The sequence below is a fragment of the Burkholderia oklahomensis C6786 genome, assembly GCF_000959365.1.
In the GTDB taxonomy this organism is placed as follows: Bacteria; Pseudomonadota; Gammaproteobacteria; order Burkholderiales; family Burkholderiaceae; genus Burkholderia; species Burkholderia oklahomensis.
Genome location: NZ_CP009555.1, coordinates 1,381,916 through 1,394,759 on the forward strand (window position 1 = coordinate 1,381,916; position 12,844 = coordinate 1,394,759).

At 65.5% G+C, this 12,844-nt stretch carries 11 protein-coding genes; 6 read left to right on the plus strand and 5 right to left on the minus strand.

Annotated elements, in window-relative coordinates; translation table 11 throughout:
• Window positions 1–200 precede the first annotated feature (200 nt).
• The 5 genes from BG90_RS06120 to BG90_RS06140 all read right to left on the minus strand — a co-directional run bounded on the left by BG90_RS06120 (window position 201) and on the right by BG90_RS06140 (window position 8,910).
• Entirely contained in the window at window positions 201–3,776 is a 3,576-nt protein-coding gene (locus BG90_RS06120) for an indolepyruvate ferredoxin oxidoreductase family protein (protein WP_010113612.1), read from the minus strand.
• Window positions 3,777–3,992: 216 nt separating this feature from the next.
• Window positions 3,993–5,039, minus strand: a complete 1,047-nt coding sequence (locus BG90_RS06125) for an ion channel (RefSeq protein ID WP_045568090.1) — start codon at window positions 5,037–5,039, stop codon at window positions 3,993–3,995.
• 133 nt (window positions 5,040–5,172) lie between these two features.
• The gene (locus BG90_RS06130) at window positions 5,173–5,577 is read right to left on the minus strand and encodes a hypothetical protein (RefSeq protein WP_010113610.1); all 405 of its coding nucleotides are present in this window, start codon (window positions 5,575–5,577) and stop codon (window positions 5,173–5,175) included.
• Window positions 5,578–5,643: 66 nt separating this feature from the next.
• Complete coding sequence (locus tag BG90_RS06135) at window positions 5,644–7,344, minus strand: S10 family serine carboxypeptidase-like protein (RefSeq protein WP_025989613.1); 1,701 nt, start codon at window positions 7,342–7,344, stop codon at window positions 5,644–5,646.
• A 552-nt stretch (window positions 7,345–7,896) separates the two neighbouring features.
• Window positions 7,897–8,910 carry a sulfate ABC transporter substrate-binding protein gene (locus tag BG90_RS06140; RefSeq protein ID WP_010101225.1) on the minus strand — a complete coding sequence of 338 codons (1,014 nt, stop codon included), beginning with the start codon at window positions 8,908–8,910 and terminating at the stop codon, window positions 7,897–7,899.
• Here BG90_RS06140 and BG90_RS37230 point away from each other — a divergent pair.
• From BG90_RS37230 to BG90_RS06170, 6 genes are all read left to right on the plus strand, one after another.
• On the plus strand, window positions 8,900–9,424 hold the full coding sequence (locus tag BG90_RS37230) for a hypothetical protein (protein ID WP_232288855.1): 525 nt from the start codon (window positions 8,900–8,902) through the stop codon (window positions 9,422–9,424). The genes BG90_RS06140 and BG90_RS37230 overlap by 11 nt on opposite strands.
• A 769-nt stretch (window positions 9,425–10,193) precedes the next feature.
• Complete coding sequence (locus tag BG90_RS06150; protein ID WP_025404549.1) at window positions 10,194–10,535, plus strand: hypothetical protein; 342 nt, start codon at window positions 10,194–10,196, stop codon at window positions 10,533–10,535.
• A gap of 10 nt (window positions 10,536–10,545) precedes the next feature.
• The gene (locus BG90_RS06155; RefSeq protein WP_232288854.1) at window positions 10,546–10,878 is read left to right on the plus strand and encodes a hypothetical protein; all 333 of its coding nucleotides are present in this window, start codon (window positions 10,546–10,548) and stop codon (window positions 10,876–10,878) included.
• Window positions 10,879–11,074: 196 nt separating this feature from the next.
• Window positions 11,075–11,233: a hypothetical protein gene (locus BG90_RS36635; RefSeq protein ID WP_004543938.1), complete on the plus strand. Its 159-nt coding sequence runs from the start codon at window positions 11,075–11,077 to the stop codon at window positions 11,231–11,233.
• A 302-nt stretch (window positions 11,234–11,535) separates the two neighbouring features.
• Window positions 11,536–12,084, plus strand: coding sequence for a PAAR domain-containing protein (locus BG90_RS06165; RefSeq protein ID WP_010113596.1), 549 nt, complete (start codon window positions 11,536–11,538; stop codon window positions 12,082–12,084).
• A complete protein-coding gene (locus tag BG90_RS06170) occupies window positions 12,081–12,842 on the plus strand; it encodes a VRR-NUC domain-containing protein (RefSeq protein ID WP_025404550.1) in 762 nt (253 codons plus the stop codon). Before BG90_RS06165 ends, BG90_RS06170 begins: the two co-directional genes overlap by 4 nt.
• Window positions 12,843–12,844: the final 2 nt, after the last annotated feature.

Here is a 12,844-nt window from a genome sequence, read left to right on the forward strand (position 1 = left end):
AGCGCGTGCGCTGACGCGCTTCTTCGTCGCTCGATGAGCGGGCGGCGCAGCGGCGGAGCGAAGGATGGACGAAGGGCAAACGTAGGAGCACGAAAACAGCGGGCCGCCGCGCAATGCCGCGCGCGGCCGCCCGCCGCCCGTCGGACCGCGCTCACGCCGCGCTCGAAGCTTCGCGACGACGGACAGCGCTCACGTCGCGCTCAGGACTTCGCGACGACGACCGGAATCCCGCGCAGCGCGCCCGCGCCCTTCATCTCGTCGAGCGCGCGCCGCACGGCCGCGCTCGTCGCCGCGTCGATCGAAAGACGCGCGGCCAGCTCGCGCTCGGCGCGCTTCACGCTCGCGACGTTCGCGAGCTTCACGTGCCCGTAGCCGCGCGCCTTCGCGTGCAGCTCGGCGAGCCGCGCGACCGTGTCGGCCGTCGACGGCGTGAGCGCCGCGAGCGCACGGCGCATCGTCGCCTCGTAGTCGTCGGCGAGCGCGCGCTCCATCTTGCGCTCGACCGTGCCGCCGAACGGATCGAGCCACGTGCCGCGCAGGCCGCGCACGCGCGCGAGCACGCCGAGCGCAGGCCACAGCCACTGGCCGAACACCTGCTTTCTCGGCGCGGCGCCGTCCCGGCCCGCCTTCGCGGTCGCGGGCGGCGCGAGATTGAACTTGACGCGAAAGTCCTTGCCCGCGGCGCCTTCGAACTGCGCTTCGAGCGCCGTGCGGAACGCGCCGTCCGCATAGAGCCGCGCGACCTCGTACTCGTCCTTCACCGCGAGCAGCCGATAGAACGTCGTCGCGACCGCGCGCGCTACACGCTCGTCGCCCGCCGCGCGCGCCGCGCCGACGAGCGCGCGATAGCGCTCGACGTAGCGCGCGCCGCCGTAGCCGGCCAAGCGCGCCTCGCGATCGGCGACGATCGCGTCGAGCGTCTGCGGCGGCAGCGGCTCGCGCACCGGATGGCGTGCGTCCCACTGCGCGTCGAGGCCCGCCGCGTCGCCCGCCGCCATCCGGCCGATCGAGAACGCGAGCTTGTTCATCGGCACCGCGACGTTGTTCAGCTCGATCGCGCGCATCAGCGCGTCGAGCGACACCGGCACGAGCCCCTGCTGCCACGCGAAGCCGAGCATCAGGATGTTCGCGCCGACCGTGTCGCCCAGGAACTTCGTCGCGAGCGCCTGCGCGTCGCAGCTCGACAGGAAGCCGTCGCCCGCCGCGTGCCGCATCTTCGCGACGAGCGCGTCCGCGTGCAGGTTCGCGTCCGGATCGCGGACGAACGCCGCATTCGGGATCGCATGCATGTTCACGACGATCCGCGTGCGCTCGCGGCGCACGGTCTGCAATGCGTCGGCGCTCGCGCCGACGACCATGTCGCACGCGAGCAGCACGTCGGCTTGCTGCGTGTCGATCCGCACCTGATGGAGCCACGCGTCCGACGACGCGATCCGCACGAACGACAGCACCGCGCCGCCCTTCTGCGCGAAGCCCATGAAGTCGAGCACCGACGCGCTCTTGCCTTCGAGATGCGCGGCCATGCTGACGAGCGCGCCGACCGTCACGACGCCCGTGCCGCCGACGCCCGTCACGAGCATGTCGTACGGCGCGGCGTCGAGATGCGTCGCGGGGCGCGGCAGCGCGTCGACGCGCGCGGCGAGCGCGGCCTCGTCGAACGCGACGCCCGCCGCCTTCTTCAGCTTCGCGCCCTCGACCGTCACGAAGCTCGGGCAGAAGCCGTTCACGCACGAGAAGTCCTTGTTGCACGACGACTGGTCGATGCGCCGCTTGCGGCCGAGCACCGTCTCGACGGGCTCGACCGACAGGCAGTTCGACTGCACGCCGCAATCGCCGCAGCCTTCGCAGACTGCTTCGTTGATGAAGAGCCGCCTGTCCGGGTCGGGGAATTCGCCCTTCTTGCGGCGGCGGCGCTTCTCGGCCGCGCAGGTCTGGTCATAGATCAGCACGGTGACGCCCGGCGTGTCGCGCAGCTCGCGCTGCACCGCGTCGAGCTCGCGGCGATGATGGAACGTCGTGCCTTGCGGGAACAGGTTGTGATGGCCGTCGTACTTCTGCGGCTCGTCGGACACGACGACGAAGCGCGACACGCCCTCCGCCTCGACCTGCCGCGCGATCTGCGGCACCGAGATGCTGCCGTCGACGGGCTGGCCGCCCGTCATCGCGACCGCGTCGTTGTAGAGGATCTTGTAAGTGATGTTCGCGCGCGCGGCGACCGCCTGCCGGATCGCCAGGATCCCTGAATGAAAATACGTGCCGTCGCCGAGGTTCTGGAACACGTGGCGCGTGTTCGTGAACATCGCGTGCGCGGCCCAGTCGACGCCCTCGCCGCCCATCTGGATGAGCCCCGTCGTGTCGCGCTCCATCCACGACGCCATGAAGTGGCAGCCGATCCCCGCCTGCGCGATCGAGCCCTCGGGCACCTTCGTCGACGTGTTGTGCGGGCAGCCCGAGCAGAAGTACGGCGTGCGCCGCACCGCGTCGGCTTCGTTCGACAGGATCGTCGGCGCGACGAGATCGACGACGCGCGCGCGGCGATCGAGCGCGGGCTTGTGGCGCGCGAGCCAGCCGGCGAACACCGGCAGGATCCGCGACGGCCGCAGCTCGCCGAGCTCCGACAAGAGCGGCGCGCCCGCCGCGTCGTGCTTGCCGAGCACGACGGGCCGCGCGCCCGACGCGCGGTTGTACAGATAGTCCTTGATCTGCTGCTCGATCACGGGGCCTTTCTCCTCGATCACGAGCACTTCGGCGAGGCCGTCGACGAACGTGTCGATCCGCGACATCTCGAGCGGGAACGACAGGCCGACCTTGTAGATCCGCACGCCGGCCGCGTCGAGATCGGCGAGCGTCAGGTCGAGCCGGCGCAGCGCCTCCATCAGGTCCAGATGCGCCTTGCCGCACGTGACGATGCCGACGTTCGCGTGCGCGCTCTGCGCAACCCACTTGTCGATGCTGTTCGCGCGCGCGAAGTGGCGCACCGCGTCGAGCTTCGCGGCGAGCCGCGCCTCGATCGACAGGCTCGGCAGATCGGGCCAGCGGTTGTGCAGGCCGTCCGCGGGCGGCGCGAAGCCTTCGGGCGCGGGCCAGCGCATCGTCAGCGCGTCGAGATCGACGGTCGAGCCGGACTCGACCGTCTCCGAGATCGCCTTGAAGCCGACCCACGCGCCCGAGTAGCGCGACATCGCCCAGCCGTACAGGCCGAATTCGAGCATGTCGGCGATGTTCGACGGATTCACGATCGGCATGTGCCACGCGATCATCGCGAAGTCGCTCTGATGCGGCATCGACGACGACACGCAGCCGTGATCGTCGCCCGCCACCACGAGCACGCCGCCGTGCGGCGACGAGCCGTACGCGTTGCCGTGCTTGAGCGCGTCGCCCGCGCGGTCGACGCCCGGGCCCTTGCCGTACCACATCGCGAATACGCCGTCGACGGTGCGCTCCGGATCGGCCTCGACGCGCTGCGTGCCGAGCACCGCCGTGCCGCCGAGCTCCTCGTTGATCGCGGGCAGGAAGCGCACGCCGCTCGCGTCGAGCTGCTTCTTCGCCCTCCATAGCTGCTGGTCGACCATCCCGAGCGGCGAGCCGCGATAGCCGCTGACGAAGCCCGCGGTGTTCATGCCCTGCGCGGCGTCGAGCGCGCGCTGCATCAGCAGCAGGCGCACGAGCGCCTGCGTGCCCGTCAGGAAGATGCGGCCGCGCGTCGCGGAAAGATTGTCGGTCAGGCGGTAGTCGGCCAACGCGGGCGGGCCGTCGATCGGCAGGCGGGCGTTCATTGTCGTCTCCTCGATGTGCTGTTCGCGATTGCGGCACCGCTCCGCGCCGGAAAGGCACGGCCCTCTGTTTCGATGCGCAACCCAATGAACTGTATTTTTTTACGCCAATAGAAGAATTTTTTTGCTTATCTTGATATCGATCAGCGTTTTCGAGAAAGATGGCCGAAGCTTTGCTTGCAATTCGAGAGAGATTCCACTCCGGGACGGATCAGCGGGTCAGACCGGGTAGGCGCCGCCTTCGGCGGGCGGCGTGGTCGGCATGCCCGGCGCACAGGCCGTACCGGGTGCTTCGGCTGCTTCGGGTGCTTCGCGCGCTTCGGCGGCCGGCTGCGGTTCGATCGGCTCGACGTCGTTGAAGCGCGTGTAGTCGATGTGCGTCATGCCGTCGACCTCGCTCATCAGATCGACATAGCGGTGATGCCAGCGGATGTCGCCGTGCTCCCACGCGTGGCGCGCCTGCATCATCTGCGTGGTGGTTTCGTCGGAGCCCTCGATCATCACGAGCAGCAGCGCGCGGCGCTCGGCGAGCGATTCGGCCGTCTCGCCGAACAGCGGGCTCGATTCGTCGATCACGTGCATCAGGTTCCAGCCGAGCAGGAAGATCGGATGCTCGCTGCGCACGAGCTTCAGATCGTGGATCTTCAGCAGCGAATAGCCCTCGGACGATAGCTCGCGCCGCATCAGCCGGAGCTTCGCGCGCGCCTCGGCGATCACGTTCTGCCGCGCGTTCGCCGCGCGCACCATCAGCGTCATCCGGCCGTTGAACGGACGCACGATCGCATGGCGCGCGAACATGATCTTCGCGCGCGGCCGCGCGAAGCGCGCGAACACGAGCCCCGTCGACAACGCGATCCCCGACATCCCGACGAAGATCTCGAGCGTCGCGACGGCGTGCGCGTAGACGGTTTGCGGATGCATGTCGCCGTAGCCGACCGTCGCGAGCGTCTCGACGCTGAAGAAAAACGCGCCCGCGAAGCCGGGCGGCGACTGGTTCGCGATCGGCGCGTCGCCGAGCAGGTACAGCAGCGCGAACAGCGTGTTGTTCACGACGAACAGCGCGGCCAGCGACGCGAAGAACACGGGCCAGCTCACCTTGAGCGCCCAGTAGTAGAGATCGCGCCAGACGGAGGCCGGCATGCCGTACGCGATCACGTCGCGCGTGCCGGACCAGATCCTGCGGCCCCCGCGCGGCGGCTTGCGCGCGCCTGAGCCGCTGCCGGCGGGATGCTCGGGGGGGTGCGGGGAAGAGGAATCGACGTTCATCGCAGTCTCGCCGGGGCCGGGTGCGGCGAGCGTAGCATGCAGCGCTTACGATGCGGTCGTCACGCCGCCCGGTTCGTTCGATCCGCGCGGCGCGCCCGGCCTTCCCGCGCGCAGCGGACAGGCCCGCCGCTCGTCACTGGCGCTGCTGCTCGATGAACTGCTGAACCTGCTTGAGCGTGACCTTGCCGGTGTGCGCGGCGTCGATTTCGTCGAAATGCTTCGCGACGTAGCCGAGGCCGCTCGCTTGCGCCTGCGCCTTCGTGACCGCCGCGCCGCTGCCGAGCGCGCCGCTCGCGCCGAGGCTCGCCGCGAGCCGGCTTTGCGCCTGCTGCTGCAACTGCGCGCCCGTCGTCGCGGAAGCCGACGCCGGCACGCCGGAAGCGGCCTTCGGGAAAAACGGACCGTCGACGCCGCCGTGCAGCGGCGGAACGGACGAGACGGCCTGCAAGGTTACGGCGGATGCGCCCAACGCGAACGTCGCGGCGACAGTGAGTGCGATCGCCGGAAAGACGCGCCGCAACTGAAGAATCTGGAACATGACGTGACTCGCAATATCGGGGTTCAAGGAGCGGGCCGCCGATGACGCGGCCCGCTCGCCGCAAACTCAGCGGGCCGCGGCGGCCCGCGCGATTTTCGCCGTCGGCGTATTGGCCGGGCTCTCGTCGGGCCACGGCGACGGCAGCGCCGCGAGCGTCAGCGCGTTCCCCACGGGCTGGTTCTGGTAGAACGCGACAAGATCCGACTTCATCTGCGGCCTCGCGGCATCGTCGAGGTAGATCATGTGGCCGCCCTGATAGAACGTGACCTGCAGGTTCGGAGCGAGGCCGGACACCGTCTGCAGCCGCGCGAGCTCCTTTTCCGTTTCGAAATACGGCGTCGCGAGATCATGATAGCCGTTCGACGACAGCACCTTCAGCTTCGGATTCAGCTGCAGCGCGGCGAGCAGATCCGGAATCGTGTCCGGATACGGCTGGCCCGCATGGCTGAAGTTCCACGCGCCGATGATGTCGGGATTCAGCGTCTGATACGTCGCGTTCGGCGCGGTGTAGCCAAGATAGTTCGGCATCTGCGACGCCAGCGCCGTCGTGAACGGCTGCGAGATCAGGATGTCGGACGGATCGTCGTCGCTCGCCAGACGCGGATCGCCGTTCGGCAGCGACACGCGGCCGTCGTAGCGGCCGATCGTGTAGCCCGGCACGAGCGTCGTCTGACCGGGCGAAGCCTCGGTGTCGTAGAAATACTGGAAGTACGCATTGAGCGATGCGGTTGTCATGCTCGTTTGCGTCGACCATGCCGCGAGCGTGCCGCCGTCCGGCGACACCGGCGACGAGGCCGTCGCGTAATGCACGATCGGCGTGTACTGCGCGGTCGCGAAATCCTGAATGCGCTGCGCATACGCGCCCAGATTCGTCGGCGACGGCGACACCTGGTTGAAGTACGCCGCCACCTGCGCGTACGACGGGAAGGTGCCGACCGCCTGATCCCCGCTCGCCGCCATGTAGTTCAGGATCGACGACTGCAGCACGATGCCCGTCAGCTGCACGCCCGCCGATTCGAGCGCGAGCGCGAGCATGTCCGTGCGCGGCGTGCCGTACGATTCGCCGTACAGGTAGATCGGCGATCCGCTGCGGCCGTTGACGGACAGATAGCGGCGAATGAAGTCGCGCATCACCTTGACGTCGGCGTCCGCGCCCCAGAACGTCTGGTTCGTGTTCGGCTGGACGGCCTCCGACAGGCCGGTGCCGGGCGGATCGATGAACACCATGTCGGTGGTCGCGATCAGGCTTTCCGGGTTGTCGACGAGCGGGAAATTCGGCCAGTTCGTCATCAGCGGATCGGGCGTCGCGACGCGCGTCGGCGCGAACGAACCGAGCCGCAGCCACACCGACGACGAACCGGGCCCGCCGTTGTAGAAGAAGGTGACGGGCCGCGGCGAACCGTTCTGGCTCGGCACGGTATACGCGACGTACGACATCGTCGCTTCCGCGTTGCCGTTCGGATCGTAGGCCGTCAGATGCCCTGTCGTGGTCAGGTAATCGACCGACGCGCCGTTCGACGACCACTGATGGCTCATCACCGCGGCGCGCTCGGAGACCTGCGACGCGGGAAGCCCGTCGCCCGCCTTCGGCGAGTAGGCGGTCGTGTCCGTGTACGGTTGATCGAGCTGCGCGGGCGTCGTGGTGCTCTGCAGATCGTCGCCACACCCTCCCAGTGCCAGCAGCATCGTCGCGACGACCGCCGCCGCCGACATCCTGCGGCGCCATTCCGCCGATCCGGCGCTCCCTCCATCCATCGATCTTTTCATTTTCGCTTTCTATTTATTTCAAGACGTAAGGCATTACGATGCAACGCCTTCCTCGATATTGTCTCAATTGATTTACTCAATTTTTTCGCATCGTAATTATGAAAAAATGGCGCGTCAACCCTCATTTCGACCATTGATTAATCGATTGAAAAAGGATAAATCCGGCCGGATTCGCCTCTTGCCGGAAGGCAATCCCGCGCGACGAGCGAGATGCGGCGCACACGACGCGCATCTCAACATATGGGCATCCGTCGCGCGCACGGAGAATCGGCGAACATCGAGGATCCGCAGCTCGGCGAGTTGCGATCAAAGCGCGATCCCGCCAACGGAACGCTTATCGGAAAATGCCGAAGCGCGCGGACGAATTCGGCATCCGAATCGGAGAATGAAAACAAAAACGGGCGCATTCCGATTGAATGGAATGCGCCCGTGAATTTCCGAAAGGATAATGCAGGCGGCAACCGGCCGGAAAACCATGAACCGGCCGCGCGGCGATTCCCGATCCGCGCGGATGCCGCACGGCGCGTCCGAACGGCCGACCGGCCGACGCGCTTACTTGCGATCGACGATGATCTTGTCGAACGTGCCGCCGTCGGCGAAATGCGTCTTCTGCGCGTTCGCCCAATTGCCGAAGATCTGCTCGACGCTGAACGTCTTGAGCGGCTTGAATTCGCTCGCGTGCTTCTTCAGCACGTTCGGATCGCGCGGACGCAGATGGTGCCGCGCGACGATCTCCTGCGCGGCGGGCGAGTAAAGATACTCGAGATACGCCTGCGCCTCTTTGCGCGTGCCCTTCTTGTCGACGACCTTGTCGACGATCGCGACGGGCGGCTCCGCGAGGATGCTCGCCGACGGATAGACGGCGTCGAAGCTCGCGCCCGCCGCGCCCGTGTCGATCAGCGCGACCTCGTTCTCGAACGTGACGAGCACGTCGCCGATCCCGCGCTGCGTGAACGTCGTCGTCGCGCCGCGGCCGCCGGAGTCGAGCACCGGCACGTTGCGGAAGATCGCCTTCTCGAAGTCGAGCGCCTGCTGATCGGTCGCGCCCTTCAGCTTCTGATAGCCCCACGCGGCGAGATACGCGTAGCGGCCGTTGCCCGACGTCTTCGGATTCGCGATGATCACCTGCACGCCCGGCTTCGCGAGATCGCTCCAGTCCTTGATCTGCTTCGGATTGCCGTGGCGCACGAGGAACACCATCGTCGTCGAGTACGGCGAGCTGTTGTTCGGGAAGCGCGCGCGCCAGTCCTTCGGCAGCAGCTGGCCGCGCTCGGCGAGGAGATCGATGTCGTTCGGCTGGTTCATCGTCACGACATCCGCCTGCAGCCCCTGCAGCACCGACAGCGCCTGCGCGCTCGACGCGCCGTGCGACTGACGGATCGACACCGCCTCGCCCGTCTTCTGCTTGTACGCGGCGATGAAGCTCGCGTTGATGTCCTTGTACAGCTCGCGCGTGACGTCGTAGGAGACGTTCAGCAGCGCCGTGTCGGCGTGCGCGGCCGTCACGAGCATCGCCGCGGCGATGCCGGCGAAGAGCCGGCGGCCGATCCCTTGGTTGTGCTTCATCGTTGGTGCTCCGCTGGTGGTTTGGGGTGGTTCGGTGGCGGTTTGTCAGGTTTTGGTAAGCGACGATTTTAGCGGCGAACGCCGCGATGCGAGCCAATCTGTCGTGGATAGCGATGCGCGAATGCTGATTTGGCGAGGCGGGCGGCGAAGATTCGGCGGTTCGGCCGTCGTCCAGGCTTGCAGCGTGTTCTGGTTTATGCAGGCGATCTTCGTGCCGCCGAGTTGTGTTCGCGGCATCAACTCGTCGGCAGTGGGATGGGCCGCAATCCCCCGCCGCTTCTCGCGAAACGACGAACCTACCGCGCACGACGCACGAACCGAACCGCGCGACGTGCGCCGCCATGCCGCAACCTCTCGCCGTCGCCCGCACGATGATGCTAAGATCGCCGCTCAGCCCATTTTTTGTTCAGCCATGTTCGTCGCCATTCACTCGCGTTCGCTGTCGTTGCCCGTCGCGCTTGCGGCGTGCGCGCGCATGGCCGGGCTGAACCTCAAAAAACGACTCCCCGACTGACGGGGACGTCGTGTCCGCGCAGACCGCTTAAACCGACCCAAAAATCCCTTTTGGATCAGTTGGATACGAATCTGGTCTCCGCGTGCCCGCTGATTCGCGCCTTCTATGTAACGCGTGCGTAAGCAAATGATTGCCGGCAAACCGGCACGCTGAAACCCGGGGGCCACCACAGACAATCCCATTGCCAAGCGAGCAACGCTCCGTACCTACATGCTCGGTTAAGCACTGGAAATCATGGCGCGGTCGATGCGAATCGATCGGGACCGACACGTTGAAGGCGGGATGCTTCGCGTTGGCGGCCACAGCCATTTGCGCCGAATGCCGACGCACGGTATTCTTGCAAACGTCGCTGAAACAGAAGCGACCCGGGTTGGAAGCCGGAAATTGCAACAGGCGGACAACCGCCTGAGCGCGGTTTTTTGCGTCCGCACACTAAGCGCCTTCTATGGTCGGGCCTTGGTGAGGGAGCGCTTGCGCTCGCCGGGTCCTGTTGCACCGGTCTTCCAACCTTGCCATGTGCCCGGCCACCCCGTTTGGAAGCGGGGAGCCGGGTTCTTCAACCCGCAACAGGAGGCCGCGCAATGCGTCCATTCCCTTCGCTCGCCCGTACTGGGCAGCCGTGCCGCATCACTCAATCCACTGTCCACGCCGCCTTGTGCGATGTGTTCGCCCGCTACTTCAGTTCATTGGCATTCGATACGGCCGACACGGCGTTGCTCGCCACTCCGGCGTACCTTCGATCGAATCTCGTGAACGGAGGCCGCGCACGATGAGTAGTTACATTCGAACCGCCGTGATCGAAGGATTCGATAACGCGCCGCCGCTCGATACAGGCGTACCTGCCGAACTTCAGCTCTTCGTCGACCTCGGTGCGACCGGCGCCGACGAATGGATCGATCTCAAAGGTGCAGTGCGACTTCGTGATTACGCGGCGACTCAAGTCGGCGCTCTCGCGAATGAACTCACGGCAATTGCGGAAGAAGGTGATTTCGAGCGCCACCGGATCCAGGCTAGCAGCGAAGCGTTCGTCGCCGGGCTCTTGGGCCGCGTGCAGCAGCGCCTGCTCGCCGCACTCGGCGTCAGTTCGCGCAATCGGCAATCAAGGCGCTGACGGGGGCAACATGGCAAAAACGAACAAGAAAGCCAACGCCTCCGGCAGCACTCCCATTATTCCGAAGCTATCGGAACTCTTGCCGCTTCCGTCGACGGAAGGCCGGCGGGTTTTGTGGATGAGCACGATTGCGAGCACCGACGCGATCTTCGAGGAAGCGAACCGGCGAATGATGTGGCTCACGGGCTTGACGCGATTTATCGCAAGCTCCGACGCCACGATCGAGGCCGACGACGCCACCTTCATTTTCGAACTCATGTATCACACGCTGACGGACGTGACAGCGCTTTATACAGACGCGATCACGGCAGTCAACCGGCCTCATCAATACACTGAGTCGTAAATCTCCGCGCCAGACACTGCTCGGCCACGCGGCAGAGCATGTGTCTGGTGGTGCGCCTGCTGCGTGGCTGTCCAGAGAGATCTTCCCGCTTCGTGTACGATGCGAGGGTTACGAAGTGATCCGAAAAAGGGTTCGTATTTCTTGTTTACGGACAGCGCGTCGCCGCGCAACCCGACACCCTTCGAGGACGAACGCATTGGATAAAACCTTGGACATTCTTAAAACCGAAGCCGAGATTGCCAAGCTGATGGCGGAAACGCAGAAGCTGAATCTCGAGGCACGTTGGATGCCCTTTGTTTGGTCTGGCAGCATTATTGCCGTGGCGATCGCGGTAGCCAAGTACTTCGCCAGCTAACCGACGAAACCCGCCGTAAGGCGGGTTTCTCCCGCGCACGTCGAACCGCCCATCCCCGCAAGCTTAAAAGCCGTCCATTTTGCTTTGTTCAACGACGGCAAGTACCCGATTGCAAGACCTATAACAATCCAAACAGCATCACGTGATTTGGGTACGTCCACGCTCAAACGTCTAATCGTGCTGGGACGTGTCGCCATTATTTTCTCCAGCCTGCGCCTGAACCTGTCAGCCCTGACAGGATAGTTGCCCGTCAACAGCACGTGCTACATTCGCCGCCAACTGTTTTCGGCGGGAGCGCTCAAATGGGATTTGCATTCATCTGCGAAGGCGACACAACGACTCACGGCGGCCGAGTCGTCGGCTGCAACACGGCAAACACCGTCCACGGCAAAGCGATTGCTCTGCTCGGCGATATGGTGACGTGCCCGCGCTGCGGCGGAATTTTCCCGATCGTGAGCGTGAAGCGCGAGTTGAACATGACGTTCGGCGATCGCCCGATTGCGACCGACGGCGACAAAACGGCATGCGGCGCGACGCTGATCGCGTCGCAAGGTGTCGCGACAGTCGCGCCTACGGCTGGCCAGGGTAGTCCGGTTGGCGGCGGCAAAAGCGTTATCCCACAGCCGATCGTGCCGCAGAACGGGCCGTATCGCGGCCGGTTCCAGCTCGTCGACGACGAGACGCGCCAGCCGATCCCGAATCACGCGTACACCGTCACGTCCGCAGACGGCGGAACGATCCAAGGCACAACGGACGCCAGCGGCTATACAGACTGGCTGAACAGCCATCAGGCATCGTCGCTCACGTTCAACCATCCGGACACGGAGCTCCCGTCCGGGAACGAAGCATGAGCGGGTATTCGGGTGGAACCGCAGCCGGAGGCATGAGAACCGGCGACGGACAAACTACCGTCGTAGGCGCCAAAAGCGGCATGTCGGCAGAAGACAGAAAAGTGCTCTGCAGCCTCATGTGCAAATGTGGTCGAATCGGTGTCGCGACGCGCGGCGGGACCAGAATCTTGCGCCAGAAGTGCGTTGCGCAACGCCTGAATTTCGCGAACGAAACATCGAGGGTGTTGACCGGGAAGCCAACGGAATATGTGCCTGAAGTGGCATACGACATGAGCCCCAAGCCCCCTGCCCCTCCGGTGCCGATCATGTCGGACAACGATCCGTTGACGCCACACAACTCCCTGCTGGACTGGATTCGGGACAAGTGGCCCGGCGGGATTGGCGGCTACGTCAAGGGCAAAAAGGCGGGGCTCGATCAAGTCCGCCGTCCGGATGTGGTGATCGTGAATGACCCATCTCAACCGCCCGTACAATCGAACATCAAGGCGGTTGTCGAGATGAAGTTCGATGATGACTTCGGCAAAGGTCAAGAACTGGCATACAAGCGAATCGCGGGCAGCGACAGCAAGTACGCCGCGGTTGAGCGCGCCGATTGCGGCTGCGGCGATGAAGAGCCGCAGGCAAAGCCGGCGCAATCGGCGCAAACGCACTCCGAGGCCGAGGACGTGTTCGGCGATAACGCCGGCGGGACGGCCCGCTCCGGACCGTTTGGGATGCCGCCGTTGCCCCCGGGAGTTCCGGGCATTGCTTTCCCCTGAAG